The organism is Amaricoccus sp. W119, from assembly GCF_047275745.1.
Taxonomy (GTDB): Bacteria; Pseudomonadota; Alphaproteobacteria; order Rhodobacterales; family Rhodobacteraceae; genus Amaricoccus.
In genome coordinates this window covers 1-25,909 of record NZ_JBKQWU010000033.1, presented here as the reverse complement: position 1 = coordinate 25,909, position 25,909 = coordinate 1, and the positions used below count along the sequence as shown (strand labels likewise).

Sequence of the window (25,909 nt, the reverse complement as noted above, 5' to 3'; positions counted from 1 at the left end):
TCAGCCCCGCAGGCACCTCACATCCGGCTGAGCGCGTCGACCGGGTCGAGCCGCGCCGCCCGGCGCGCGGGCAGATAGCCGAAGACGATGCCGATCGCCGTCGCACTCGAGACGGCGGCGAGCATCGCGCCCGCCGAATAGATGAGCGCGAGTTCGGCATTCGCATTGGTGATCGCCCAGCCGATCCCGAGCGCGGTCAGTATCCCGAGCACGCCGCCGACAAGGCAGAGCACGATCGCTTCCACGAGGAACTGCTGCAGGATGTCGCTCCGCCGCCCGCCGACCGCGAGCCGGACCCCGATCTCCGAGACGCGCTCGCTCACCGAGACCAGCATGATGTTCATCACGCCGATCCCGCCGACGACGAGCGAGATGACCGCGATCGCGGCGACGAGCATGGTGAGCGTGTTCGCCGTGCTGGTGATCGTGCGCCGGATATCGTCGTTGTTGATGATGAAGAAGTCCTCGGTGCCATGGCGCGCGGTGAGGAAGGCCGTGACCGCCTGCTGTGCCTGGGCCATGTCGGTGTCGTCGCTGACGCGCAGATTGATGCTGCGCAGCGCGTCGTCGCCGACCAGCCGGGTCTGCACGGCCGTATAGGGCATGTAGACGGCGAGATTGGTGTCCGTGCCGAAGGTCTTGCGCTCGGCGACGCCGATGACCCGCGCCGGCACCCGCCCGACGAGGATCACCTTGCCGACCGGATCTTCGCCGTTCGAAAACAGGATGTCGCGGGTGTTGAAATCGATCACCACGACCTGTTCGCGGGCGAGCACCTCGTCGAGGCCGAAGAAGTTGCCGGCGGTGAGCTTCATGCCCTTGGTCTCGAAGAACCCCGCGCCCGCGCCCACCACCTGCGCGCTCGATTCGATCGGCCCGTAACGGAGCTTGACGCTCTTCGTCACCATGGGCGTGGTCGCGACGACGAAGGGCTCGCGGGCGAGCGCGGCCGCGTCATCGGCGACCAGCGTCCGCACCCGGCCCGAGCGCACGTCGCCCATGTCCTCGCCCGGGAAGATTTCGAGCGTATTGGTCCCGAGGGTCGAGATGTTGGCGAGCACGCGCTCCTGCGAACCCTTGCCGAGCGCCACGACGCTCACCACCGAGGCGATGCCGATGATGATGCCGAGCATGGTGAGGAAGCTCCGCAGCCGATGCGCCGCCATGGAGAGCAGCGCCATCCGGAAGGCCTCGCGCAAGCGGCTGACCCAGAGCCCCGGCGCCCCAAGAAGGCCGGGCCGGCGCGGCTCCCGCTCCGCGCGGCGGCCACGGGCCGGCAGCACGGCGACATTCGCGGGCCGGGGCCGGCGCGTGTCGGAGATGATCTCGCCGTCGCTGACCTCGATGATGCGCTCGGCGCGGGCGGCGACATTCGGGTCATGCGTGACGAGGACGATGGTCCGCCCGCCCGCGTGCAGCTCCTCGAGGATGCGCAGCACCTCCTCGCCGCTGTGGCTGTCGAGCGCGCCGGTCGGTTCGTCCGCGAGGATGATGTCGGCGTCGTTCATCAGCGCGCGGGCGATCGAGACGCGCTGCTGCTGGCCGCCCGAGAGCTGGCCCGGGCGATGGTGGAGCCGGTCGCCCATGCCGAGCCGGCCGAGGAGATCCGCCGCGCGGGTCCGGCGTTCGGCCATGGGCAGGCCCGCGTAGACCGCCGGGATCTCGACATTGCCGAGCGCGGTCAGTTCCGGCAACAGGTGGTAGCGCTGGAAGATGAAGCCGAAATGCTCGCGGCGGAGCGCGGCCAGCGCGTCGGGGCCGAGCGCCCCCACGTCCCGGCCGTCGATCAGATATTGCCCGACGGTCGGCCGATCGAGACAGCCGAGGATGTTCATCAGCGTCGACTTGCCCGAGCCCGACGCGCCCATGATCGCGACCATCTCGCCCCGGCCGATGTCGAGATCGACGCCGCGCAGCACGGTGACCGTCCCCTCGCCCGACGGGTAGGCCCGGTGAATACCGCGCAGCGACAGGATCGGCTTCGCCGAGGCCGCCCGGGCGCGGGGGCGCCAGCGCGGCGCCTCGTCGGAATAAGCAGTCTCGCTCACACCCGCGGCTCCCTAGAGGCCGCCCATCGGCGGCGGCGGCATCCGCGCGGTCGCGCGCCGCACCGCGTTGCCCTGCTGGGCATCGCTGGCGAGCGTCCCGGTGCCGAGCACGACCTGCTCGCCCTCCGAGACCCCGGACCGGATCTCCGCCAGCGTCCGGTCGCTCAGGCCCACCTCGACCCAGCGCTGCTCGACGGTTCCATCCGCGCGGAGCACGCCGATCTCGGTCATCCCGTCCGCGCGTCGGGGTCCGAGCGCCGAGGCCGGCACTGTCAGCACATCCTCCGCCCGGTCGAGTACGATGCGCACCTGCGCCGTCATATAGGTACGCAGGTCGCCATCGGGGTTCGGCACGGTGAAGACGCCGTTGTAATAGATCGCCTCGGAACTGAGGTCGTTGGACGATCCGGTGAGCATCTGGTCGTCGACCACGCTCTCGGGCGCCGGCGCGATCGCGGTCAGGGTCGCGGCGTGCGGCGTATCGGGATCGCCGAGGATCGTGAACCAGACCGGCTGTCCCGGCTTCGCGCGCACCACATCGGCCTCGGAGATCTCCGCGTGGATCGTCATCGTCGAGAGATCGCCGAGCACGACGATCGTCGGCGCGGACTGGGTCGCATTCACGGTCTGGCCCTGCTGCGCGACGAGCGCGAGCACGGTCCCGTCGATCGGCGCGGTGATACGGGTATAGCCGAGGTTCACCTTCGAGCTTGCGACCGCGACGCGCGACGCCTCGATCTCCGCCTTCGTCGCCTCGATCTGTGCCTCCGTCACCGCGACATCGGCCTCGGCGGTCTCGAGTTCGGAGGCCGCGATCGTGTTGCGCGCCGCGAGGGTCCGCTGCCGCTCCAGCACCCGGTTCTGGTTGAGAAGCGTGGCCTCCTTCTCGACGAGCAGCGCCTTCGTCGCCGCGAGCGTCGCCTCCGAGGTCTTCAGGTCGTTCTCCTGCCGGGTCGAGTCGATCGTCGCGATCAGATCGCCCTGGCGAACCGTATCACCGACCGCGACCGGCAGATCGGTGATCCGGCCCGAAGCCTGCGAGCCGACAGCGACGAGTTTCGAGGGTTTCAGCAGGCCGGTCGCGAGCACGTTGACCTCGATATCGCCCATGGCCGCCGACGCGACCGGCGGCCTCATCGCCGCCGCTTCCTCGGCGGGATAGAGGCGCCAGCCGGCATAGGCGGCGGCCGCGAGGGCGAGGATCAGGATCGCCGCGGCGAAACGCCTGCCGCGCGGCGCCGCGGGGCGGGGCGGATCGGCGCGGGGCGGCTCGGATTTGGACGGATCGGGCCGCTCCCATTCGTCCTCGGTCATCGGCGGTGGCGCCATCGGTGTCTGATACATCTCGGTCAGGATCGCCTCGCTTCGTCGTCTGAGAAGTCTAACGGGGCGGCGTGCCCGTTCCGTCGAAAAATCGACCGCTCCCCCCGCGGCCGTGGAAGTTATTGTTTTATCGCGTTTTCGGCATGATGTCAGCGCCTCCTTCGGTCGGGTTGTCGCGAATGTGAGACCTGTGACCGGCAGGGTGGGGCTCCCCGTTCACTTTCGTGTCCCTCCGGTCACCACTCGTAAACCCGTTCGACGGAGGATCCGCCGCGACAGACGCGGGCGAGCCGGAGGAGCACGCATGGACCCGAAGGAGATGATCGGCGAAATCGGCCGGACGGCCCGGCGCCGCCTGCCCATGGCGCTGCCCGTGGTCGCTCTCGGCACGGCGCTCACCATCGCATTCGCGATGACCCGGCCGCCGAGCTTCGAGGCGACGGCGAAGATCCTCGTCGAAAGCCCGCGGGTCGCCGTGGACCTGGCCCGCTCCACCGTCACCCTGTCCGCGCCGGCCCGCCTGCAGCTGATCGAGGAACAGCTGATGGCGCGCGAGAACGTCGACGGACTCCTCGACCGCATGGGGCTCTTCGACCGTCCCGGTCTCACGCAGGCCGACCGGCGGGAACTCCTGCGCGAGGCCACGCTGATCCAGAGCATCTCGACCGCCACCGGTGAGACGAACCCCTGGGGCGGCGGCGGAAGCGCCGGGCTCTTCGCCTTCACGATCTCTGTGACGCTCGACGACGCGGAGAAGGCGGCGGCGATCGCCAATGAATTCGCAGCCGAGGCGGTGACGCGCAACCGGCTCGTCCGCGCCGACCAGGCGGAGGACACGCTGGCCTATTTCCGCTCCGAGGACGACCGGCTCGCCGCCGCGCTCGACGCGAAGGAAGCGGAGATCGCGGCCTTCAAGGAAGCCTACGCGGGCGCCCTGCCCGAGAGCCTCGAAGCGCGCCGCGGCACGCTTGGCCGGCTGCGCGAGGATCTGCTGGAGATCGACAGGCGGACGATGGAGCTCGAGGAAAAGCTCGCCGATCTCGGCGCGGCCGCGGCCGGTGTCCGGCCGCTCGACGGGGCGACCACCGTCGATCCCGCCGAGGCGCGGCTGCGCGAGCTCGAACTCGCGCTGATCTCGAAACAGGGCAGGCTGGCGCCGAACCATCCCGAGATCCGGTCGCTCCGTGAGGAGATCGCGGCGGTCAGGGCGCTGGTCGCGCCCCGCGCCGCGGGTGCCCGGACGGGCGCGGCCGATGGACCGCTGGCGGAGCGGCGCGCGGCGATCGAGAACCAGAACGCCCAGATCACATCGCAGATCGAGCGGCTGACGACGCAGGCTGGCGAGATGACCGCCCAGGCCGAGGCACTGGAGGCATCGATCCGTGCGACCCCGCGGATCGCGATCGAATTCGACGCGCTGAGCCGGAGCCTCACGGAGTTGCAGACGCTGCGCACCGATGTGACGCGGCGCTACGCCGAGGCGCGGACCGGGGCCGAACTGGAGGCCAGCGAGCGGTCGGAGCGGTTCCAGATCGTCGAACCCGCCGAGGTGCCGGAACTGCCGATCGGGCCGGACCGGAAGAAGATCGCCGCCCTCGGCCTCGCCGCGAGCATCGCGCTCGCCGGAGGGCTCGCCATGCTGCTCGAATTCCTGAACACCGCGCCCCGGAGCTCCGCCGCGATGGAACGCCAGCTCGGCCTGCGCCCGGTGGTGGCAATTCCTTACGTCCATGCGCCGGGCGAGCGGTCGCGTCGGCGCCTGCGCCTGCTCGCAGCGATCGCGCTGCTGGTGCTTGGCGTCGGAGCAGTGGACCGGATCGTGCTGCCGCTCGGACCAACGGTGACGCGGCTCGCCACCGCCGCGGGCCTTGGCGCGCTGCTCCCCGGCACCGCCGAGGCCGACGCCCCGCCCAAGCTCTGAAACCCGGGAACCGCGTCCGACATGGGTCCAGACGCCGGGACCCCCCGGCGTCAGGCTCAGGTCCTTGACGGCGCATCGCGCCCCGCGCCGGACGCTCAACCGCGCGTCAAGGCCACCCCGAGCGCCAGGCCCGGCAGGGCCATCGCGCATTCGGCGTAGCGCCGGGCCAGCCGCCTCGGGTCGGTGACCGCGCGCCACAGCCATTCCAGCGCGGCGCGCCTTACCCATTCCGGCGCCCGCCGCTGCGTCCGCGCGAGGAAATCGAGCCCGGCCCCGACGGAGACGAGACCGATGCCGGGCAATGCCTCGCGGCAGCGGGCCGCGAACATCTCCTGTTTCGGCGCGCCAAGCGCGAGGAAGGTGAGCCGCGCGCCGGATGCGGCCTGGGCGGCGCTCGCGGAGGCCGCGCTCGAGCCGGGCAAGCTCGCGCGGAACAGGATCGTGGCCGGCGGGCGGGGTGATCCGGCGCATGTGCCGTTCGATCTCCTGCGCACGCGGATGCTCCGGGCGCTGAAGGAGCGGGGCTGGCGGCGGGTCGGGATCACCTCGGCCAGCCCCGGCTGCGGCAAGACCTTCGTGACGGCGAATCTCGCGCTCAGCGTCGCGCGGCGCAGCGGTTGCCGGGTGATCGCAATGGACTTCGACCTCCGCATCCCCAGTCTCGCGAAGGTCTTCGGGCAGCCCAAACCCGGCTTCATGGAAGACCTGCTGACCGGCGGTGTCACGCCGGATCTGCACCTGCGCCGGGTCGGCGCCAATCTGGCGCTCGGGCTCAACGCGGCCCCGGCCGGCAATCCGGCGGAACTTCTGGAGGAGCCGGCGACCCGGCGCGCCATCGAACGGATCGAGGCGGACTACGCGCCCGATGCGATCCTCTTCGACCTGCCACCCGCGCTGGTCTGCGACGATGTGATGGCCTTCCTGCCCCGGCTCGACGCGGTCCTGCTCGTCGCCGGGGCCGGCGTGACCACGGCGGCGCAGATCCGTGCCTGCGAGGCGCTGTTCGGCGAAACCGCGCCGCTGCTCGGCGTCATCCTGAACCGCGCGGAGGACGGGCCGGTCGAGCCCTACTACGCCTGACGCGCCGCGCCGCGCGTCCCGGCCCGGGCGCGCGGGATCAGCCGAACCCGGCGAGGCCCGCGATCGCCGGCCATTCCAGCCAGACCGCGAGCCCGCCGAGCCCCAGCGCCAGCGCGAAGAAGGCGGCGTCATGCGCCGCGTCCCAGGCCCCGTAGCGGCGGGCCAGCCGGACGATCAGCGGATAGGTCAGCACAGAGGCCAGCGCCTGGCCGCAGAGCGCGCCGGCGAGGCCGAGATGATGCGCGCCGAGCAGCATGAGCGCGGTCTGCGCGCCGGCCCTGGGCGCCATCTGGAGGAAGAAACGCCGCGATTCGCCCGCCGCGAGTGCCACGAAATCGTAGCTGAGCCCGATCGCCTGCGGCATCTGCGCCACCGCGATCAGCACCACGACGGGTCCTGCGAGCGCGAACCGCGGATCGTAGAGCAGCCCGACAAGCCAGACGCCCGAGAGCGCCATCATCCCGAGCAGGCCGAGAATCGCCCCGGTGAGAATGGAACGCATCCGCCGGAGCCGGGCGAAGTTCTCCGCCGATTCGGCCGGTGGATGTTCGCGGTAGAGCGGAATGACCATCCGCTCGATCAGCGCCCTGCCCAGAAGCAGCGGAAAGCTCGCGAGGAAGAAGCCGATGTTGTAGACCCCGAGCGCCTCGAGCGTGAGGTACTTGCCGAGAATGAGCTTGTCGCCCTGCGAGAGCAGGAAGCCGCAGACCGTGCTGAGAAAGATCCAGCGCCCGAAACGCGCCAGTTCGCGTCGCGCGGCCGGTTCCCAGCCGAATCGGAACCCCGCCCCGGGCAGGCAGAGATGGCTGAGGGCGAGCTTCACCACCGAGGCGACCGTCCCGCCGAGCACCAGCGCCCAGATCGAGCGCGTCGTCCAGGCGAGAAGGATCATCGCGACCGTTCCCACGACCTGGCTCACCAGTTCGATCAGCGTGACCCGGCCAAGCAGCAGGTGACGATGGGCGGTTTCGACCGAGATCGAGTTGAAGCCGGTGATCACCGAGGAGAAGCCGACGGCGGGCAGGAGCAGCGCGAGTTCAGGCTCGCCGTAGAAGGCCGCGACCGGCCAGGCGAGAAGACAGGCGCCGATCCAGAGCGTGAAGCCGCGCGCGACCTGCAGGCTGTAGGCGGCGCGCAGGAAGGCCGGATCGTCGCCCCTGCGGCTCTGCGCGATCGCGGGCCCGATCCCGACATCCGAGAAGGAGGCCAGGCCGACGATCGCCACCATCACCAGCGCCATCAGGCCGAAGGCTTCCGGAAACAGCAGCCGGGTCAGGATCAGGTTCGAGGCGAGCCGGATCACCTGCGAGGCGCCGTAGCCGAGCACGACGAAGGCCGAGCCGCGCAGCACGCGACCCGCGAGTCCGGGATCGGTCAGGAGCCGCGCAAGACGCCCGCGAGCAAGGCGGCCGCGCGCGGGAGGCTGTTCGCTGAAGGTCGTCATCGCGGCTTCTCCGTCGGCTTCACCCCTGTCCGGCATCTCGTCCGGCATCCTGCCCACCGCCCGGGCCGGCGCTCGATCCGGGCCCGCGATCCGATCAGGCGGCCCCGGGTCTTTTCGGCCAGCGGTTTCGGCAAGGGGTTTCGGCAAGGGGTTTCAGCGGGGGCATTTACGGTTCGTTTGGGCCAAAGCCCTAAACAAACCCCTACACCGGGCCGGGACGCAGTCGCCACGAGGCCCGCCGACCGAGGGGAGCGCATGCGGATCGCCTATCTCATCAACACCTATCCGGCCCCCTCGCAGAGTTTCATCCGCCGCGAGATACGGGCGCTGGAGCGAATTGGCGTCGATGTGCGCCGCTTCGCGCTTCGCGACGACCGCGCGGCGCTGGTCGATCCGGGCGACATCGCGGAGCACGGGCGCACCGAATACGTGCTGGCGCGCGGGCCCGTCCGCCTCCTGGCGGCACTTGGCGCCGAGACGATTCGCGCGCCGCTCCGGGCCGCCCGCGCCGCCCGGCTGGCACTCTCGCTCGGCACGCGCGGCGAGCGGCGCCATCTCCGGCACATGATCTATCTCGCCGAGGCCGCCTGGGTCGCACGCCGCTGCCGCGCCGAAGGGGTCGGGCATATCCACGCGCATTTCGGCACGAACTCCGCCACGGTGGCGCTGCTCGCGGCGACGCTCGGCGGGCTCGGCCACAGTTTCACCGCGCATGGCCCCGAGGAGTTCGACCGTCCCGAGACGCTCTCGCTCGGAACCAAGATCGCCGCCGCCGATTTCGCCGTGGCGGTCAGCGCATTTGGCGGCTCGCAGCTCCGGCGCTGGGTCCCGGCGGCGGATTGGCCGCGCATCGAGGTCGTCCACTGCGGGATCGAGCCCTGGCATTTCGCGCCGGCGCCCCTGCCCGGAGGGCCGGGGGATACACCCGGAGCGTCAACGGGTGCGTCCGGCGGGTAGTGTCTCAGTTTGAATTTTAGATCGGGACCTTGCCTGATAGGTCCGCTATGCCCCCTCGGGGCAGGCTTAAGGGGGTGAGCGCCGTGGATGAAGAGACGCTTACGCTCAGGCTTGACTATGAAGATCCTCTTGAGCTTACAATTCTATCAAGGTCTTTGACGCGCCTGGGGCAGAGGTACGTTCGCTTCAGTAAAGCTGACGATCTGCCAGAAGCTACGTTGGTCATCAAAAATATCAGGCAGAATTGCCTTATTATTGACCTAACCCCTCTTGCTGTAATCGCGGGGGCCGTAGCGAGCGCCTCTGACCCGATATCCAACGCTGTAGCCTTTACCGCAAACCTCAAGGTGCTTTTAGAGTTTTTCCTGGGCCGAGGCCCCCGGCCCGAAGTGCTGACCCGGACGGATTGCGATGATGTTCGTGAGATCGTCCAGCCCATAGCTGTGCAACGCGACGGAGGCTTGCTGATACAAGCCTCCGGCCAGTCTGATGTAAACGTGACGATCAGCCTCAATGCGGTTGAAGCCAACGCCGTTCAGAACCGAGCAGAGACCGAAAAGGCTCGCCTCACCGAGGCAACTAGCACGATCGAGGAAGGCGCTATCTTCTACTGGCAGGTTGCCGACAAGCACGCAGCGGCGGCAGAAGGGACCACCCCAGATCGGGGGGTAATCGAGAAGATCGAAAGGACCGCGAAAAGAGTTTTCTTTTCCGAGCCTGCGTTGAAGTCAGAGATGCTGAGCGGTCACCCGTTCGAAACAGCGTACCTTGTGGACGCGGAAGTTCTGGTTGCTAGAGGGCGAGTACAGGGATACCGAATCGTGAAAGTTCATGACTCATTCCCTATGGACGAGTAGTGCGTTTTTGGTACGGCCCGCGCGGCCCCGGCTTCGGGGCGCGCGCATCAATCAGGCTGACGATCCACTCAACGTCGCAAAGCGTGCTGGACACGCCGGCAGCCATCGCGGGCGACATGCGAACCGCCTTGTGCACCCGGCAGAAGTTGTAGTGCACGAAATAGAGCGAGAGCATGTGCAGGTGATTTTCGAGCTTCTTCGAGAAGCCGTTGGTGAGCCGGGTGAAGCGCCGCATCCCCATCCGCATGGTGAGGTTCTGCCGCTCGACGTGCGAGGTTGAGACCAGCGCCGGATCGGGATCGCCTTCGATCCGCACCTTGCGCGCGCCCGTGCACTCGGCCGGGCTGTATTTCCGTTCGTGGCCGCGCTGGCCGGTGGGCTCGCCGTAGAGCTTCACCAGCATGGCGTAATCCACGTCGGCCCCAAACGCGCCTTCTACGGCCTCCAGGTAAGCCTTGTGCCCGTCCGTGGTGAGCTGGACCCGGTTGGCGAGGCGGTCGCGGAGATCGTCCATGAACTCGATAGCCGTGTCGGCCGAGCGGTCGCCAACCTCATAGGCGACGATCAGCTTGCTCTCGCTATCCAGCGCCGTCCACGTCCACACGTCGCCAGCGCCTTCCGGAGCTGCCTTCGCGGTCGTGACGTTCTTCGCCTTCGCGTAGCAGAACGACCAAATCTCGTCGCACTGGACCTTGGACGCCTTCACGTTCCGCACGGCCTCGTCATGGTAGGCCGCGCAAGCCTCGCCCGCGTCCACCAGTAGCTTCGTCACCGTGTTGATGGAGACGCCCGTAACGCGGCTGATCGACCGCATGGACGAGCCTTCCACCAGCATGGAGAGGATTTGGACGCGGGTTTTGAGGGGCAACTTGTTCATGCCCTCAATATATGAACTTTTATGCTTAGCGTCAAGGAAATTATCTCAGATTGAGGTAACTTCCTGTTCGTGATATTTTCATATATTCCGCAGACGGAACAGAGAGAGGGAGCCCCGCCAACATGGACCGCACGATACCCGTATCGCCGCTCGCGCAGCGCCTCGAAGAACTTGTCCGAAAAGGGGTTGTCCAACCCAACCCGATGCCGATCGGCGAATTTCCGAGTGCTCGGATCACGATCCCCGTATATGACTCCAATGGCACGCAATTGGTCAGCGGCGTCAACGGGGGTACCTATGCCGAATTGGCACGAGATTCATAACGAGATTGCTCAGCATCAGCAGGAGCACAGCAACGCGGCCGCACAGACCATCGATATTGTGCGGCGCAAATACCTTAAGATTCTATCCGACCTTACGGGAAGGAATACCATAGCGTACTATTCTGGATTCTTAACAAAGCCAAACGTTCAAGGCATTGATATTTCAGATGATGACATCAATGCTTTCATGGCCTGCATCCATGGAATGGATAGATCGAAAGGGCTCGATATTGTCTTGCACACACCTGGGGGCGGGATCGCGGCCACGGAAGCTCTAACAGGTTATCTGAAACAGATGTTCGGGCGGGACATCCGCTCCATCGTGCCTCAGATCGCCATGTCAGCAGGTACAATGCTGTCTCTATCGTGCAAGTCGATAGTCTTGGGAAAGCAGTCTTCATTAGGCCCAATTGATCCTCAGATCGCAGGCATCCCTGCCGATGTAGTCGTTACTGAATTCCAAAGAGCCTACGATGAAATTAAGCTTGATCCTTTGAAGGCTCATGTTTGGGCGCCAATTCTTGGCAGATATATGCCTTCATTCCTTACGCAGTGTGAATATGCAGTAGATTGGTCTAAGAAGTTCGTGCAGGAAGTTTTGGAGAATAACATGCTGGCAGATGATCAAGATAAGTCAGCAAAGGCGGCTTCGATCGTTACCGCTTTATCCAGCGCAGAGCTAAACAAGGCGCATAACAAGCACATCCACATTGATCGCTTGAGAAATTTAGGCGTAGCTGTGGAAAGACTTGAGGACGACCCGCGTTTGCAAGACGCCGTTCTCACGGTACACCATTGCTTTACGCACACGATGGCTAGTACGACAGCCATAAAGGTCGTAGAAAACCACGATGGGAAGGCAGCCGTCCGACATATGGCTCAGCCGACTGCTCCGCAGATGGTTTCAATCGGATTTGGCGGCCCATCTTAAACGAGCCGCCTTCCGCGCAATCTCCGCGCGCCGCTCGGGCGTCATGCTCTCGGCGCGCGCCTTCCCGCCCTTGCTCCCGAGCGCCTGGGCAGCCTTGTCCTTCCCGTCATCCTCGACGGCATCCTCGATCTCGCCCGTGGCGATCTTGCCGACCATCACGGCCAAGCCGATCACGTCGGCGGGGCGCTTCTCGCCTTTGGGGCCTTTAGGCATATCAGGCAACTCCGGGTTTGCACCGGCCGCAGAGCCGCGCATCGGTAAAGTTCGGGAAGTGCTGCGCCATGAACCTCTCGGCTTCTGCGAGCGTCACGAACGGGCCATCCCAGCCGATCGCACCCGATCCGGTCCGATGCTGACCTGCTTGGCCTTGGCCATCGCGGCAATCTGGGCACGTCGCTTTATGAACGCGAGCGCGCTTGTGCGGTGTCATGTGGGACACGTAGAACGTCACGGGCTCTCCCCTTCGGTATGCTTCCCGCTAAGCATATAGGAGCGCCGGGCCTCGCGCGATACCCGCGTCAAGGATGCCGGATTTCAAACTGAGACACTACCGTCCGGCGGGCCGACGCGTCTGGTCTCGATCGGCCGGCTGGTCGAGCAGAAGGGCCAGCTGCTCCTGATCGACGCGCTGGCGCGGGCGGCGCGAGACGCGGACATCCATTTGACGCTGGTCGGCGACGGCGAGTTGCGCGGCGCGATCGAGGCGGCGATCGCCGCGCGGGGCCTCGGCGGACGCGTGACCCTGACCGGATGGGTGGACGAGGCCCGCGTGCGGGCGCAGCTGGCGGCGGCGCATGCGCTGGTGATGCCGAGCTTCGCCGAGGGTCTGCCTATGGTGGTCATGGAGGCGATGGCCTCGGCCCGGCCGGTCATCTCGACCTATGTCGCGGGAATCCCGGAACTGGTGCGGCCCGAGAATGGTTGGCTCGTCCCCGCGGGCGATGCCGAGGCGCTCGCCGAGGCGCTGCGCGCGCTGGCACGGACCCCGCGCGAGCGCCTCGCCGCGATGGGGCTCGCTGGTCGCGACCGGGTGCTGGAGCGTCACGACATCGACCGGGAGGCGGCGAAGCTCGCCGGGCTCTTCGGCGCGGCGCTGGCCCGGCGGAACGCCGCCGCCACGCCCGCTTCCGCGCGCCTCGCCCCCGCGTGACGGACCAAAGCGCTCGCCGCCCCTGACCCGCCAGATCTTTGGCCCGTCCTCCCGGGCGAAGCCGTCCAGCCCAGAATTCTTCAAGGAAAGAAACCGATGCGATCCACGCCTCTCCGCGCCACGCTCGTCTGCGCCGGCCTTCTGCTCGCCGGCGGCCTGCCCGCCTTCGCCATGGGCGACTGGCCGAAGGAGCCCGGAAAGGGCCGGCCGGACAAGGTCACCCAGGTACCCGAGATCGACGCCGGCGCGGGTCTCGGTGCCATGGCCGCCGTCGCCGCGATCCTCGCCCTCGCCTGGGAGCGGCGCTGCGGCTGAGCCTGCCGGGCCTATCGGCGTGTTCCTGCCTCGCGGCGATAGCCGTTGCCGGAAAGTCGTAGCCCATGTATGCTCGCAGCTGCGAAAATCATTGTCGGTACGGACCGGTGCATCATGGCTGAGACAGCGACCAGGGCTCTTCCGAGCCTTTCCTTCGAATTCTTCCCCCCACATTCCCCCGAGGCGAGCCTGCGACTCTGGCGCACGGTCGAGCGGCTGGCGCCGCTCGGGCCGCGATTCGTCTCGGTCACCTATGGCGCCGGCGGGACGACGCGCGACAGAACCTACGCCGCGATCCAGGCGATTCTCGAACGCGCGCGCCTCAATGTCGCGGGTCATCTGACCTGCGTCGGCGCGACCCGCGACGAGACGCTGGAGGTGGCGCGCAACTACGCGAGGCTCGGGGTGCGCCGCATCGTCGGCCTCAGGGGCGACCCGCCGAAGGGTGAGACCCGGTTCACGCCGCATCCGGACGGCTTCGCGAGCGCCGCCGAACTGGTCACCGCGCTCGGCGCCTCCGGGGAATACGAGATTTCCGTCGCGGCCTATCCGGAAAAGCACCCGGAGGCCGAGAGCCTCGACAGCGACATCGCCAATCTGCGCCGCAAGCTCGACGCCGGGGCGACCAACGCGCTGACGCAGTTCTTCTTCGACAATGAGGACTTCCTGCGTTTCCGCGACCGCTGCGCGAAACAGGGCCTCGCCGCGCCGATCCATCCCGGCATCCTGCCGGTCGAGAACTTCGGGAAGATGACCAATTTCGCCGCCCGCTGCCAGGCGCGGGTGCCGGACTGGATGCACGAGGCCTATGCCAGGACCGCGACCCCGGAGGATGCCTATTCGCTGTCGGTCGAGCTGGCGCGCAAGCAGATCGAGGCGCTGATCGCCGAGGGCGTGGACCACGTCCACGTCTATACGCTGAACAACCCGAACCTCCCCTACGATCTCTGCATCTCGCTCGGCTACCGCGAGATCCCCGCCAGCGCGGAGAGCGGCGCGGCCTGAGGCCCGCGGGGCGCGCCAGCGCCCGAGGCTCGGGCCGAACCGGCACCTGCGCGGTCCGAGGAGGCACGGGCCCGCCCCGACCAATGAGACCCGAGATCGCCCGGTTCAGCATCCGGGCGGTCTTCTTGCGCCCCGCCGAGCACTCATGTAGTTTTCTTGACAAAACCGGCGGACTGACCCGCCGGCACATGTCTTGGTTACTCAATGGCGCAGGACTCTCAGATGTCCGCGCAGGAAAATGTCGCATTGGCGCCGCTCAGGCGCCCAGCCAAGCCTGCGCGGGCTGAACCGGAACTGTATGCCGCCCTCGATCTGGGGACGAACAGCTGCCGGATGTTGATCGCTACCCCCGACGGCGGACATTTCCGCGTCGTGGATGCGTTTGCGAAATCGGTTCGGCTCGGCTCCGGGCTCGAACGCACCGGCCATCTCTCCCAGGGCTCGATCAGCCGCACGATCTCCGCGCTCGAGGTCTGCGCCGACAAGCTGCGCAAGTACCAGGTCGGCACGATGCGCCTCGTCGCGACCGAGGCCTGCCGCCGCGCGCGCAACGGGAGGCATTTCCTCGCCCGGGTGACGCGCGAGACCGGCCTGAAGCTCGAAGTGATCCGCCCGGAGGAAGAGGCCCGGCTCGCCGTCATCTCCTGCGCCCCGCTGGTCGCCGAGCAGGCGTCGCAGGTTCTCGTCTTCGACATCGGCGGCGGCTCGACCGAGCTCGTCTGGATCGACCTCTCCGACGTGCCGCCGGAGGAGCGCGCCCAGGCGATCGTCAACCTCCGCGTCGGGCATGACTCGGAGAAGGGCGGCGCGCGGATCGTGGATTTCATCTCCGTGCCGCTCGGGGTCGCGACGCTGCACGACCGCTATACCGATGTCACCGACGACGCGGCGCGCTTCGCGCTGATGTCCTGGTTCTTCGAGGAGCAGATCACCGGCTTCAAACCCTATCTCCAGGGCCTTGCCGGCGGCTGCGCCGGTTTTCAGATGATCGGCACCTCCGGCACCGTCACGACCGTCGGCGCCGCCCATCTCGGGCTCCGCCGCTACGACCGGCGCAAGGTCGACGGGATGCATCTGAGCGCCAAGGCGATCGACGAGGTGATCGGCCGCTTCCTCCGCCTCGGGCCCGCCGGGCGGCGGACCGACATCGGCCTCGGCCGCGACCGTTCGGAACTCATCATGTCGGGCGCGGCGATCCTGCAGACGCTGCTGCGGGTCTGGCCGGCCGAATCGATGCGGGTCGCCGACCGCGGGCTGCGTGAGGGGATGCTCTTCGCGATGATGAGCGCGAACGGCGCCTTCCGGAAAGGCCCGAAGCGGGACTAGCTCCGCTTGACCGGAGGCGCGTGGCATCGCAGAGAGCGCGGCGGGCAGGGCCGGAGGCGGGGTGGAATGGTCGACAGCAGGAAACAGGGATCGGGCCGCGGCCGCCGGGATCTGACCGTGCGGGTGAAGACCGCCAAGGGCCGCAAGCTCTCCTCCACGCTCTGGCTCCAGCGCCAGTTGAACGACCCCTATGTCCGGCGCGCGCGCGAGGAAGGCTATCGCGGTCGCGCCGCCTACAAGATCATCGAGCTCGACGACAAGTTCGGCTTCCTGCGACCCGGCGCGCGCGTCATCGATCTCGGCCACGCGCCGGGCGGCTGGAGCCAGGTGGCGGTGGCGCGGGTGAACGCGCTCGGCGAGAAGCGCGGCAAGCCGACAGGCCAGGTGCTCGGGATCGACCTGCAGGAAGTCGAGGCGATCCCCGGGGCCGATCTGCACGTTCTCGATTTCCTCGAGGAAGGCGCCGATGCGAAGATCCGCGACTGGCTCGGCGGTCAGGCCGATGTGATCCTGTCGGACATGGCGGCCGCGGCCTCGGGCCACCCGCGCACCGACCACATGCGCATCACGGCGCTGGTCGAAGCCGCGATCGAGCTTTGCGAGGATGTGCTGGTGCCGGGCGGAACCTTCGTCGCCAAGGTGCTGGGCGGCGGCGCCGATCCCGCGATCGTCACGCGACTCAACAGGCTTTTCGAGAAGGTCCGCCACGTGAAGCCACCGGCGAGCCGCAGCGATTCCTCCGAGAAGTTCGTCGTCGCCACGGGCTTTCGCGGCGGACAACCCGCCGCCGACGGCGAACCGGGCGACGAGACCGGGGCTTGACCGCGCCGCGATCCGCCGCTCTATTCCGGGGCTCAACCAGGGGAGTCCCGCCAAGGGGCTGAGAAACCGCTGTGATGCGCGGTGACCCTTCGAACCTGATCCAGTTCAGACTGGCGGAGGGACGGTGACATGGCTTCGGCGCGAGACGATTCGACTCCGGCATGCACGGGCTTCCGAGGGTTCGCCCCTCTCAAGGAGCCAGAGCATGAAAGACATGTCCCCGCCCGCCGTGACCACCGGCCCCTTCCCCGCCTCGCGCAAGGTCCATCGCCCCGGCGATCTCCACCCCGAGATCCGCGTGCCCCTGCGCGAGATCGACCTGCACCCGACAGCCGGGGAGCCGCCCGTCGCCGTCTATGACAGTTCCGGCCCCTACACGGACCCCGCCGCCGCGATCGACATTTCCCGCGGCCTGCCGCCGTCCCGCGCCGCCTTCATCGCCGCCCGCGCCGATACCGAGCAGGTGGCCGCGCCCCGCGCGGTGAAGCCGGAGGACAATGGCTTCGCCGAGGGCGCGCGGCTCGTTCCCGCCTTCCCCTCCCCGCGCCGCCCGCGCCGCGCGAGAAACGGCGCCGCGGTGACCCAGCTCGCCTATGCCCGCGCAGGCGTCATCACGGCGGAGATGGAATACGCGGCGATCCGCGAGAACCTCGGCCGCTCCGCTCTCCGCGACGGCGAGAGTTTCGGCGCCGCGATCCCGGATGAGGTGACGCCCGAGTTCGTCCGCGCCGAGATCGCCGCCGGCCGCGCGATCCTGCCCGCCAACATCAACCATCCCGAGCTCGAGCCGATGGTGATCGGCCGGAACTTCCTCGTGAAGATCAACGCCAATATCGGCAATTCCGCCGTCACCTCCTCGATGGAGGAGGAGGTCGAGAAGATGGTCTGGGCGATCCGCTGGGGCGCGGACACGGTCATGGATCTCTCGACGGGGCGGAACATCCACAACATCCGCGACTGGGTCCTGCGTAACAGCCCGGTCCCGATCGGAACCGTGCCGCTCTATCAGGCGCTCGAAAAGGTGGGTGGCATCGCCGAGGAACTGAGCTGGGAGGTCTTCCGCGACACGCTGATCGAACAGGCCGAACAGGGCGTGGACTATTTCACCATCCACGCCGGCGTCCGGCTCGCCCATATCCCGCTGACCGTCGATCGGGTGACCGGGATCGTCAGCCGGGGCGGCTCGATCATGGCGAAATGGTGTCTGCACCACCACCGCGAGAGCTTCCTCTATGAGCATTTCACCGAGATCTGCGACATCATGCGCGCCCATGACGTCAGCTTCTCGCTCGGCGACGGCCTGCGCCCCGGCTCGATCGCCGATGCCAATGACGCGGCGCAGTTCGCGGAACTGGAAACGCTGGGCGAACTGACCCGGATCGCCTGGGCGAAGGACTGCCAGGTGATGATCGAGGGGCCGGGCCATGTGCCCATGCACAAGATCAGGGAGAACATGGAGAAGCAGCTCGCGGTCTGCGGCGAGGCGCCCTTCTACACGCTCGGGCCGCTCACGACCGACATCGCGCCGGGCTACGACCATATCACCAGCGGTATCGGCGCGGCGATGATCGGCTGGTTCGGGACGGCGATGCTCTGCTACGTGACGCCCAAGGAGCATCTGGGGCTCCCCGACCGCGACGACGTGAAAACCGGGGTCATCACCTACAAGATCGCCGCCCACGCCGCCGATCTCGCCAAGGGCCATCCCGCCGCCCGGCTCCGCGACGACGCGCTCAGCCGCGCGCGGTTCGAGTTCCGCTGGGAGGACCAGTTCAACCTCGGCCTCGACCCCGACACCGCCCGCGCCTTCCACGACGAGACGCTGCCGAAGGAGGCGCACAAGCTCGCGCATTTCTGCTCGATGTGCGGACCGAAGTTCTGCTCGATGCGGATCAGCCACGACATCCGCGCCGAGGCCCGGAAGGCCGGCCTCGACGCGATGGCGGAGAAGTTCCGCGAGAAGGGCGCGCTTTATCTGCCGGTCGCGGATCCCGCCGAGAGCTGACCCAAGGGGACCAGGTGGGACCCAAGGGAGACCCTGCGGCCGCGCGGCGACATTCGACCGCGCGGCCACGGGTGGCTGGGAGGGTTCCCTTTTCCGCGGCTGCGTGAAATAGGACGGGCCAGTCCCGCCGGCGGCGGCTGTCTTGGAGGGTCACGAGATGGAAATTCGCGAAGCGCTGACGTTCGACGATGTGTTGCTGGTGCCCGGCGCATCGGAGATCCTCCCCGCGACCGCCGATGTCCGGACCCGGCTGACGCCCCGGATCAGCCTCAACATTCCACTCCTGAGCGCGGCGATGGACACGGTGACCGAATCGCGCATGGCGATCGCCATGGCCCAGTCGGGCGGGCTCGGCGTCATCCACCGCAACTTCGACATCGAGGGCCAGGCCGCCGAGGTCCACCGGGTGAAGCGCTTCGTCTCCGGCGTGGTCTATGCCCCGGTGACGCTGCGTCCCGACCAGACGCTGAGCGATGCGAAAGCGCTGCAGGAGCGTTACCGGATCACCGGCTTCCCGGTCGTCGATGATCGCGGCGTCGTGGTCGGTATCGTCACCAACCGCGACATGCGCTTCGCGGCCAGCGACGACACGCCGGTCAGCGCGATGATGACCTCCGAGAACCTCGCCATGCTGCGCGAGCCCGCCCCGCTCGACGCGGCGAAGCGGCTGATGGAGAGCCGCCGTATCGAGAAGCTGCTCGTCGTGGACGAAGGCGGGCGCTTGACCGGGCTGCTCACGATCAAGGATCTCGAACAGGCGGTGCTGAACCCGCGCGCGGCCAAGGACGACCTCGGGCGGCTGCGCGTGGCCGCCGCCTCGACGGTGGGCGAGATGGGGTTCGAACGCTCTGTCGCGCTTCTGGAAGCGGGGGCGGACCTCATCGTCATCGACACCGCGCATGGCCATTCCACGAGCGTCGTGGACGCGGTGAAGCGGCTCCGCGCCCATGCGCCGGACGCGCAGATCCTCGCCGGCAATGTCGCGACCGCGCCGGCGACGCGCGCGCTGCTCGACGCGGGCGCGGACGCGGTCAAGGTCGGCATCGGCCCCGGCTCGATCTGCACCACGCGCATCGTCGCGGGCGTGGGCGTGCCGCAGATGACCGCGATCACCGATTGCGCCGCGGAGGCCGCGAAGACCGGCCACGCGGTCGTCGCCGACGGCGGCATCAAGTTCTCGGGCGATTTCGCCAAGGCGATCGCCGCGGGCGCTTCCTGCGCGATGGTCGGCTCGATCCTCGCCGGAACCGACGAGGCGCCGGGCGAGGTGATCCTCTACCAGGGCCGGAGCTTCAAGTCCTACCGCGGCATGGGCTCGCTCGGCGCGATGGCGCGGGGCTCGGCGGACCGCTATTTCCAGAAGGAAGTGACCGCCGAGAAGCTGGTGCCCGAAGGGATCGAAGGCCAGGTGCCCTACAAGGGCGCGGCGAGCCCGGTCCTGCACCAGATGGTCGGCGGGCTCCGCGCCGCGATGGGCTACACCGGCCACGCGACGATCGACTCGATGCGCGGCAACTGCGAATTCGTGCGCATCACCAACGCCGGCCTGCGCGAGAGCCACGTCCACGACGTGCAGATCACCCGCGAGAGCCCGAACTACCGGCTCGGCTGATCCCGGCGCCACGGGCGCGATCGGACCCTTTCGGCGTCCTCAGCGAGCGACCTGCGTCCCGCCGCTTCTCGCGCGCTTCGCGCGGTTTCCTGGGGACAGAGGCCAGGGGCGCCCCTGATCGTGACTGACGCCAATGGCGTCCGGCCTGTCGAGCGAAGCAGAGGCGCTCCGAAGCGCGGCGGTCACGCGATGAGGATCGCGCGGAAGTCGTTGACATTGGTGCCCGTTGGCCCGGTCACGAGCAGGTCGCCCGCGAGCGAGAGCGCCGTCCAGGCGTCGTTGCGGTCGAGAAGCGCGCGCGGATCGGCTTCGGCGCGGCGCACGCGGCCCGCGGTCCCGCCGTCGACGATGCCGCCCGCGTTGTCCTCCGATCCGTCGATGCCATCGGTGTCCGCGGCGAGGGCGGTGATGCCCGAAACGCCCTCGATGGCGAGCGCGAAGGAGAGCAGGAACTCGCCGTTGCGCCCGCCCTTGCCGCCTTTCGCCCGCACCGTCACCGTGGTCTCGCCGCCCGAGAGCAGGATCACCGGCCGGGCAAAGGGGCGGTCGCGCGCGGCGATCTCGCGGGCCATCGCGGCGAGCACGCGGGCCACTTCCCGGCTCTCGCCCTCGATCGCGTCGGAGAGGATCACCGCGTCGTAGCCGAGCCGCGCCGCCTCGTCCCGCGCCGCTTCGAGCGAGACGGCGGCCGAGGCGATGATCGCCACCGTATCGCGGCTGAAATCCGCATCGCCGGGCGCGGGCGCGGCGCAATCGGGGCCTGCGAGATGGGCGCGCACCGCCTCGGGCAGATCGAGCGCGTAGCGCGCGACGATCGCCCGCGCCTCCTCCGGCGTGCCCGCGTCAGGAACCGTGGGTCCGGAGGCGACGAGAGCCGGGTTGTCGCCCGGAATGTCGGAGACGATGAGCGAGGCGACGCGCGCCGGCCGGGCCGCGCGCGCGAGCCGCCCACCCTTGATCTCCGAGACATGCTTGCGGAGCGTGTTCATCTCGGCGATCGGCGCGCCGGAAGCGAGGAGCGCGCGGTTGACGGCGAGTTCGTCCGCGAGCCCGAGGCCGTCCGGCGGGGCGGGCAGAAGCGCGGAGCCGCCGCCGCAGATGAGCGCGATGACGAGATCGTCGGGCCCGAGCCCCGAGACCTCGTCGAAGAGCCGGCGGGCGGCGACCAGTCCCGCCTCGTCGGGTTCCGGATGCGAGGCTTCGAGCACCGCGATCCGTTCGCAGGGCGCGGCATAGCCGTAGCGAGTCACGACCGCGCCGGTGAGCGGGCCGTCCCAGGCCTTCTCCAGCGCCTGCGCGAGCTGAGCCGCCCCCTTCCCCGCTCCGACGACCACGGTCCGGCCCTTCGGGGGCTCCGGCAGATGCGCGCGAATGCCATTGTCGGGCAGCGCCGCGCGCACCGCCGCGTCGAAGAGCTGGCGCAGCAGGTCGCGCGGGTCAATCGAGGCCGCCATCGTTGTTCCTCCCGGTCCGTTCAGGCGTCAACCGCCGCGTTTCACTCGGTGCGTTTTCATTCGGCGCGCTTCATTCGGCCGCCTCGGAACGCCGGGACCAGGCGTTCGAGAAGCGGCGGCAGTTCGGCATAATCATCGATCAGCCCCGCCGGGTCGAGCCGCGCGATCCCGCGGCCCTCGGGTCCGAAGGCCACCAGCACGCAGGGTATCCGGGCCGCCCGCGCGGCGTCACGGTCGGTCACGGTGTCGCCGACGAGAACGGCGCGGTCGGGGGTTCCGCCGGCGCGCACGACCGTCTCGGTCAGATGCAGGGGGTCGGGTTTGCGCACCGAGAGGCTGTCGGCGCCGAGCACGGCGGCGAACCGCTCGCGCACGCCGAGTCTCACGAGCAGGAGATCGGCCAGCAGAACCGGCTTGTTCGTGCAGATTGCGAGGCTCCAGCCCCGGACAGCGAGCAGATCGAGCGCCGCTTCGACGCCGGGATAGAGCCGCGTGCGCTCGGCGATGCCCGCCTCGTAATGGGCGAGAAGCATCGGAAAACCGCGCTCGACCAGGTCCTCCGGTTCGGCCACGCCCTGCCGGGTCAGGCCTGCGCGGAGCATGGCCCGACCGCCTGCGAAGGCGGTGGCGCGGTCCGCGCCCGCGCCATCGCCCGCGTCGAGCGTGCCGTGAAAGCCGAGCTCGATCAGGGCGGCGTTCGCGGCCGCGATCAGATCGGCCGCCGTGTCCGCGAGCGTTCCGTCGAGATCGAATACCGCCACCCGCGTCATCCCGCCTCCATCCCCGCGCCTGCCCGCGCGCCCTGTCCGCGCGGTCGTCTCCACCGCCGCCTCTCTCGCGCATTTCCGCAAGGAAATGAAACACAAACTGATCCTGCGCGGCCTTTTCGCACAGGCCCTCCGCTGGTAGAAGGCGCGAACGCGAACTGGTCCCGGAGCCGCCTTATGCCCACGTCCGTCATTCTTCTCGCCGCCGGACAGGGCAGCCGCATGAAATCCGACCTGCCGAAAGTGCTGCACCGGCTCGCCGGCGCTCCGCTGATCGCCCATGCGCTCGACTCCGCACGGGGGCTCGATCCGGAGCGGATCGTGGTCGTGACGGGCGTCGGCGCCGAGCAGGTCGACGCGGCTCTCGCCGAGATCGACCCGGATATTCGTGTCGTCCGTCAGCCCGAACAGCGCGGCACCGGCGACGCGGCGCGCGTGGCGCTTTCGGAGCTCGCGGATGCGACCGGCGACGGCACCGAAGGCGATGTCGTGGTGCTCTACGGCGACACGCCCTTCATCCGGCCGGAGACGCTCGAAAGCATGCTGGCGGCGCGCGCCGCCGGCGCGGCGGTGGTGATCCTCGGCTTCGAGGCGGCGGAGCCGGGCGCCTATGGCCGGCTCGTGCTCGACGACATGGGCGATCTCGCGGCGATCGTCGAAGCGCGGGAGGCGACGGAGGATCAACTTGCGATCCGGCTCTGCAACTGCGGCGTGGTCGTTGCCGACGCGGCGCTCCTGCCCGGGCTCCTGGCCGAGATCCGCGACGACAATGCCAAGGGCGAGTTCTACCTCACCGATATCGTGGCGCTCGCCCGGAAGCGGGGGCTGACCGCGAAGGCGATCATCTGCGACGAAGCCGAGACGCTCGGCGTCAACCGCCGCGCCGATCTCGCCGCCGCCGAGGCCGCGTTCCAGACGCGCGCCCGCGCCGAGGCGATGGCGAACGGCGTCACGCTGACCGATCCGGCGACGGTCTGGTTCTCGCATGATACCCATATCGGCCGCGACACGGCGATCGGCCCCAACGTGTTCCTCGGCCCCGGCGTCACGGTCGAGACCGGCGTCGAGATCCTCGCCTTCTGCCATCTCGAAGGCTGCCATGTCAGCCGGGGCTCGCGGATCGGCCCCTTCGCCCGGCTGCGGCCGGGCGCGGAACTCGCCGAACACACCCATGTCGGGAATTTCGTCGAGATCAAGAACGCGATCGTGGATGAAGGCGCGAAGATCAACCACCTCGCCTATGTCGGCGACGCGCATGTCGGCGCGCGCACCAACATCGGCGCGGGCACGATCTTCTGCAACTACGACGGAGTGTTCAAACACCACACGGAGGTCGGGACGGACGTCTTCATCGGCTCCAATTCGGCACTGGTCGCGCCGGTCAGCATCGGCGATGGCGCGATGGTCGCCGCCGGCTCGACGATCACCGCCGATGTCGCGCCCGGCGCGCTCGCCGTCGCCCGCGGGCCGCAGGTGAGCAAGCCGGGCCTCGCGCTCCGGCTCATGTCACGGCTGCGCGCGCTCAAATCCGCGAAGGCGGGCCGCTGATGTGCGGCATCGTCGGCATCCTCGGCACACATCAGGTGGCGCCGCTCATGATCGAGGCGCTGAAACGGCTCGAATACCGCGGCTATGACAGTTCCGGCATCGCGACGCTCGACGACGCGGGGCAACTCGACCGCCGCCGCGCGATGGGCAAGCTCGTGGCGCTTTCCGACCTGCTCGTCTCCGAACCCGCGCGCGGCCGGATCGGGATCGGCCACACCCGCTGGGCGACGCATGGCGCCCCCTCGGTGCGCAACGCCCATCCGCATCGCGCCGGACGGGTCGCCGTGGTGCATAACGGCATCATCGAGAACTACCGCGAGCTGCGCGCCGAACTCGAAGCCGAGGGCGTGGCCTTCGAGACCGAGACCGACACCGAGAGCGTCGCCCGTCTCTGCGACCGCGAGCTTGCCACCGGTGTCTCGCCGCTCCGGGCGGTCCGCGCGACGCTCGAACGTCTGAGGGGGGCCTTCGCGCTCGCTTTCCTCTTCGAGGACGAACCGGACCTGATGATCGTCGCGCGCAAGGGCTCGCCGCTCGCGGTCGGCTTCGGCCATGGCGAGATGTACGTCGGCTCGGACGCCCTTGCGCTCGCGCCGATGACGAACCAGATCGCCTATCTCGAGGAAGGCGATCACGCGGAACTGACCCGCACCGGCGCCCGGTTCTACGACGCCTCCAATACCGCGGTGATCCGCGACATCGTGCTCGTCCCGGCGGAGAACGTCTTCGCCGAGAAGGGCCCCTACAAGCATTTCATGGCCAAGGAGGTGCACGAGCAGCCGATCGTGCTCGCCGACGCTCTCGCCCGCTACCTCGCGCCGCGCGAGGCCGCGGTCGATCTCCCCTCCGAAGTCGATTTCTCGGACTGCGATCGGATCGTGATGGTCGCCTGCGGCACCGCGCATTACGCCTGCCACGTGGCGAAATACTGGTTCGAGAGCCTCGCGCGGCTTCCGGTCGAGATCGAGGTCGCCTCTGAGTTTCGCTATCGCGAACCTCCCGTCGGTCCCGGCGCGCTCGGGATCTTCGTCAGCCAGTCGGGCGAGACCGCCGACACGCTCGCGGCCCTTCGGTATTTGAAGTCACAGGGCGGCCGCTCGCTCGCGGTTATCAACGTCGAGACCTCGACCATCGCGCGCGAGAGCGACGTGGCGCTGCCGATCCTCGCCGGCCCGGAGATCGGCGTCGCCTCGACCAAGGCCTTCACCTGCCAGCTGGCACTTCTCGCCTGTCTCGCGGTCCTCGCCGGCCGCCAGCGCGGAACGCTCGACGCCGTCGCCGAGGCGGCCCGCGTCGGGGAGTTGCGCGCGCTGCCCGGCCTCGCCTCGACCGCGCTCGGCCTCGAGCCCGCCATCGCCGAGATCGCCCGCGACATCAGCCACGCGCGCGACGTGCTCTTCCTCGGCCGGGGAGCGATGTACCCACTGGCGCTCGAGGGTGCGCTGAAGCTCAAGGAAATCAGCTACATCCACGCCGAGGGCTATGCCAGCGGCGAGCTGAAGCACGGACCCATCGCCCTCGTCGACGAGGATGTGCCGGTGATCGTGCTCGCCCCTTCGGACGCGCTCTTCGACAAGACGGTGTCGAACATGCAGGAAGTCCTCGCCCGCGGTGGCCGGGTCCTGCTCATGAGCGACACCGAGGGCGTGACGGGCGCGGGCACCGGCGTCTGGCGCGACCTCACGATGCCCACCGCGGCGCCCTTCATCACGCCCATCCTCTACGCCATCCCGGCCCAGCTCCTCGCCTACCACACGGCGGTCTTCAAGGGCACCGACGTGGACCAGCCGCGGAACCTGGCGAAGTCGGTGACGGTGGAGTAGTCGCGGGCGGTCTTCCTGGCGGCGGTCGAGGGAGATGTGGCTCTCGCAGCCGAACGCCGGAATGGCGATGCAGCGTCGTGACATGATGGTCGAAGCCGTTGAGGAGTGCTTCGGGGACAACCGGGTGCTGACCTTGTGACGTGATGGCGTGGACGGCCCCTGCGCGAGCGTAGCTGTGCAATGCTGCGGCCGTTGTAGGTCCACGTCTAGGAGTCAGCAAATGAAGCAGGAGATTGTCACCGTGGGTTTGGATCTCGCGAAGAGCATCTTTCAGGTGCACGCGATCAGCCGCGACGGGACCATTCTGATACGGCGCAAGCT

General features: G+C 68.5%; 20 protein-coding genes, 2 pseudogenes and 1 riboswitch. Of the genes and pseudogenes, 14 read left to right on the top strand and 8 right to left on the bottom strand.

Features of this window, described 5'->3' with window-relative positions; all coding sequences use genetic code 11:
• Positions 1-17 precede the first annotated feature (17 nt).
• Both ACLJK8_RS15185 and ACLJK8_RS15180 read right to left on the bottom strand, forming a co-directional pair.
• Positions 18-2,048, bottom strand: a complete 2,031-nt coding sequence (locus tag ACLJK8_RS15185; protein WP_413151182.1) for a MacB family efflux pump subunit — start codon at positions 2,046-2,048, stop codon at positions 18-20.
• 12 nt (positions 2,049-2,060) lie between these two features.
• Positions 2,061-3,392, bottom strand: coding sequence for an efflux RND transporter periplasmic adaptor subunit (locus ACLJK8_RS15180; protein ID WP_413151180.1), 1,332 nt, complete (start codon positions 3,390-3,392; stop codon positions 2,061-2,063).
• Positions 3,393-3,675: 283 nt separating this feature from the next.
• Between ACLJK8_RS15180 and ACLJK8_RS15175 the strand changes: the two genes are divergently transcribed.
• On the top strand, positions 3,676-5,292 hold the full coding sequence (locus ACLJK8_RS15175; protein WP_413151179.1) for a GumC family protein: 1,617 nt from the start codon (positions 3,676-3,678) through the stop codon (positions 5,290-5,292).
• Between the two features lie 95 nt (positions 5,293-5,387).
• Here the strand turns inward: ACLJK8_RS15175 and ACLJK8_RS15170 are convergent, their stop codons facing one another.
• A complete protein-coding gene (locus ACLJK8_RS15170) occupies positions 5,388-5,714 on the bottom strand; it encodes a WecB/TagA/CpsF family glycosyltransferase (protein ID WP_413151178.1) in 327 nt (108 codons plus the stop codon).
• Between ACLJK8_RS15170 and ACLJK8_RS15165 the strand changes: the two genes are divergently transcribed.
• A complete protein-coding gene (locus ACLJK8_RS15165; RefSeq protein WP_413151176.1) occupies positions 5,653-6,372 on the top strand; it encodes a CpsD/CapB family tyrosine-protein kinase in 720 nt (239 codons plus the stop codon). The two genes, ACLJK8_RS15170 and ACLJK8_RS15165, sit on opposite strands and share 62 nt — an antisense overlap.
• A 37-nt stretch (positions 6,373-6,409) precedes the next feature.
• On the opposite strand, the gene ACLJK8_RS15160 is transcribed toward ACLJK8_RS15165, so the two are convergent.
• Positions 6,410-7,816 carry an oligosaccharide flippase family protein gene (locus ACLJK8_RS15160; RefSeq protein ID WP_413151175.1) on the bottom strand — a complete coding sequence of 469 codons (1,407 nt, stop codon included), beginning with the start codon at positions 7,814-7,816 and terminating at the stop codon, positions 6,410-6,412.
• Between the two features lie 255 nt (positions 7,817-8,071).
• On the opposite strand from ACLJK8_RS15160, the pseudogene ACLJK8_RS15155 reads away from it, so the two are divergent.
• Positions 8,072-8,731 (top strand): annotated as a pseudogene (locus tag ACLJK8_RS15155) (colanic acid biosynthesis glycosyltransferase WcaL); the annotation flags it as partial.
• A 125-nt stretch (positions 8,732-8,856) separates the two neighbouring features.
• On the top strand, positions 8,857-9,630 hold the full coding sequence (locus ACLJK8_RS15150; RefSeq protein WP_413151173.1) for a hypothetical protein: 774 nt from the start codon (positions 8,857-8,859) through the stop codon (positions 9,628-9,630).
• Here ACLJK8_RS15150 and ACLJK8_RS15145 read toward each other — a convergent pair.
• Positions 9,617-10,507 carry an IS1 family transposase gene (locus ACLJK8_RS15145; RefSeq protein ID WP_413151172.1) on the bottom strand — a complete coding sequence of 297 codons (891 nt, stop codon included), beginning with the start codon at positions 10,505-10,507 and terminating at the stop codon, positions 9,617-9,619. The two genes, ACLJK8_RS15150 and ACLJK8_RS15145, sit on opposite strands and share 14 nt — an antisense overlap.
• Before the next feature lie 297 nt (positions 10,508-10,804).
• On the opposite strand from ACLJK8_RS15145, the gene ACLJK8_RS15140 reads away from it, so the two are divergent.
• Positions 10,805-11,761, top strand: a complete 957-nt coding sequence (locus ACLJK8_RS15140) for an SDH family Clp fold serine proteinase (RefSeq protein ID WP_413151171.1) — start codon at positions 10,805-10,807, stop codon at positions 11,759-11,761.
• Here the strand turns inward: ACLJK8_RS15140 and ACLJK8_RS15135 are convergent.
• Positions 11,735-12,016, bottom strand: coding sequence for a hypothetical protein (locus tag ACLJK8_RS15135; RefSeq protein WP_413151170.1), 282 nt, complete (start codon positions 12,014-12,016; stop codon positions 11,735-11,737). The genes ACLJK8_RS15140 and ACLJK8_RS15135 overlap by 27 nt on opposite strands.
• 292 nt (positions 12,017-12,308) lie before the next feature.
• Between ACLJK8_RS15135 and ACLJK8_RS15130 the strand changes: the two are divergent.
• The 7 genes and pseudogenes from ACLJK8_RS15130 to guaB all read left to right on the top strand — a co-directional run.
• Positions 12,309-12,911 (top strand): annotated as a pseudogene (locus ACLJK8_RS15130) (glycosyltransferase); the annotation flags it as partial.
• A 96-nt stretch (positions 12,912-13,007) separates the two neighbouring features.
• Positions 13,008-13,226, top strand: a complete 219-nt coding sequence (locus tag ACLJK8_RS15125) for a VPEID-CTERM sorting domain-containing protein (protein WP_413151168.1) — start codon at positions 13,008-13,010, stop codon at positions 13,224-13,226.
• 114 nt (positions 13,227-13,340) lie between these two features.
• Positions 13,341-14,231, top strand: coding sequence for a methylenetetrahydrofolate reductase [NAD(P)H] (metF, locus tag ACLJK8_RS15120; RefSeq protein WP_413151166.1), 891 nt, complete (start codon positions 13,341-13,343; stop codon positions 14,229-14,231).
• A gap of 222 nt (positions 14,232-14,453) precedes the next feature.
• Positions 14,454-15,557, top strand: coding sequence for a Ppx/GppA phosphatase family protein (locus tag ACLJK8_RS15115; protein ID WP_413151165.1), 1,104 nt, complete (start codon positions 14,454-14,456; stop codon positions 15,555-15,557).
• A gap of 66 nt (positions 15,558-15,623) precedes the next feature.
• The gene (locus ACLJK8_RS15110) at positions 15,624-16,379 is read left to right on the top strand and encodes an RlmE family RNA methyltransferase (protein WP_413151163.1); all 756 of its coding nucleotides are present in this window, start codon (positions 15,624-15,626) and stop codon (positions 16,377-16,379) included.
• A gap of 28 nt (positions 16,380-16,407) precedes the next feature.
• Positions 16,408-16,518: riboswitch (TPP riboswitch) on the top strand.
• A gap of 66 nt (positions 16,519-16,584) precedes the next feature.
• The gene (thiC, locus tag ACLJK8_RS15105; RefSeq protein ID WP_413151162.1) at positions 16,585-18,384 is read left to right on the top strand and encodes a phosphomethylpyrimidine synthase ThiC; all 1,800 of its coding nucleotides are present in this window, start codon (positions 16,585-16,587) and stop codon (positions 18,382-18,384) included.
• A 157-nt stretch (positions 18,385-18,541) separates the two neighbouring features.
• Positions 18,542-19,996, top strand: coding sequence for an IMP dehydrogenase (gene guaB, locus ACLJK8_RS15100; protein WP_413151160.1), 1,455 nt, complete (start codon positions 18,542-18,544; stop codon positions 19,994-19,996).
• A 182-nt stretch (positions 19,997-20,178) separates the two neighbouring features.
• Here guaB and ACLJK8_RS15095 read toward each other — a convergent pair whose 3' ends face one another.
• Together ACLJK8_RS15095 and ACLJK8_RS15090 are read right to left on the bottom strand one after the other, a co-directional pair.
• Positions 20,179-21,450: a glycerate kinase gene (locus tag ACLJK8_RS15095; protein WP_413151159.1), complete on the bottom strand. Its 1,272-nt coding sequence runs from the start codon at positions 21,448-21,450 to the stop codon at positions 20,179-20,181.
• Positions 21,451-21,506: 56 nt separating this feature from the next.
• The gene (locus tag ACLJK8_RS15090) at positions 21,507-22,220 is read right to left on the bottom strand and encodes an HAD hydrolase-like protein (RefSeq protein ID WP_413151158.1); all 714 of its coding nucleotides are present in this window, start codon (positions 22,218-22,220) and stop codon (positions 21,507-21,509) included.
• 174 nt (positions 22,221-22,394) lie between these two features.
• Here ACLJK8_RS15090 and glmU point away from each other — a divergent pair, with 174 nt between their 5' ends.
• On the top strand, positions 22,395-23,765 hold the full coding sequence (gene glmU, locus ACLJK8_RS15085; RefSeq protein WP_413151156.1) for a bifunctional UDP-N-acetylglucosamine diphosphorylase/glucosamine-1-phosphate N-acetyltransferase GlmU: 1,371 nt from the start codon (positions 22,395-22,397) through the stop codon (positions 23,763-23,765).
• Positions 23,765-25,588: a glutamine--fructose-6-phosphate transaminase (isomerizing) gene (gene glmS, locus ACLJK8_RS15080; RefSeq protein ID WP_413151155.1), complete on the top strand. Its 1,824-nt coding sequence runs from the start codon at positions 23,765-23,767 to the stop codon at positions 25,586-25,588. Before glmU ends, glmS begins: the two co-directional genes overlap by 1 nt.
• The last annotated feature ends 321 nt before the right edge of the window (positions 25,589-25,909 follow it).

Bases quoted from the DNA above. Each gene is read 5' to 3' on its own strand.
- ACLJK8_RS15175 (WP_413151179.1), top strand. From the start codon at position 3,676: ATGGACCCGAAGGAGATGATCGGCGAAATCGGCCGGACGGCCCGGCGC.
- ACLJK8_RS15115 (WP_413151165.1), top strand. From the start codon at position 14,454: ATGTCCGCGCAGGAAAATGTCGCATTGGCGCCGCTCAGGCGCCCAGCC.
- ACLJK8_RS15095 (WP_413151159.1), bottom strand. From the start codon at position 21,450: ATGGCGGCCTCGATTGACCCGCGCGACCTGCTGCGCCAGCTCTTCGAC.
- ACLJK8_RS15090 (WP_413151158.1), bottom strand. From the start codon at position 22,220: ATGACGCGGGTGGCGGTATTCGATCTCGACGGAACGCTCGCGGACACG.
- ACLJK8_RS15135 (WP_413151170.1), bottom strand. From the start codon at position 12,016: ATGCGCGGCTCTGCGGCCGGTGCAAACCCGGAGTTGCCTGATATGCCT.
- glmS (WP_413151155.1), top strand. From the start codon at position 23,765: ATGTGCGGCATCGTCGGCATCCTCGGCACACATCAGGTGGCGCCGCTC.
- ACLJK8_RS15160 (WP_413151175.1), bottom strand. From the start codon at position 7,816: ATGACGACCTTCAGCGAACAGCCTCCCGCGCGCGGCCGCCTTGCTCGC.
- metF (WP_413151166.1), top strand. From the start codon at position 13,341: ATGGCTGAGACAGCGACCAGGGCTCTTCCGAGCCTTTCCTTCGAATTC.
- ACLJK8_RS15110 (WP_413151163.1), top strand. From the start codon at position 15,624: ATGGTCGACAGCAGGAAACAGGGATCGGGCCGCGGCCGCCGGGATCTG.
- ACLJK8_RS15125 (WP_413151168.1), top strand. From the start codon at position 13,008: ATGCGATCCACGCCTCTCCGCGCCACGCTCGTCTGCGCCGGCCTTCTG.
- ACLJK8_RS15145 (WP_413151172.1), bottom strand. From the start codon at position 10,507: ATGAACAAGTTGCCCCTCAAAACCCGCGTCCAAATCCTCTCCATGCTG.
- ACLJK8_RS15140 (WP_413151171.1), top strand. From the start codon at position 10,805: ATGCCGAATTGGCACGAGATTCATAACGAGATTGCTCAGCATCAGCAG.
- guaB (WP_413151160.1), top strand. From the start codon at position 18,542: ATGGAAATTCGCGAAGCGCTGACGTTCGACGATGTGTTGCTGGTGCCC.
- ACLJK8_RS15180 (WP_413151180.1), bottom strand. From the start codon at position 3,392: ATGTATCAGACACCGATGGCGCCACCGCCGATGACCGAGGACGAATGG.
- glmU (WP_413151156.1), top strand. From the start codon at position 22,395: ATGCCCACGTCCGTCATTCTTCTCGCCGCCGGACAGGGCAGCCGCATG.
- thiC (WP_413151162.1), top strand. From the start codon at position 16,585: ATGAAAGACATGTCCCCGCCCGCCGTGACCACCGGCCCCTTCCCCGCC.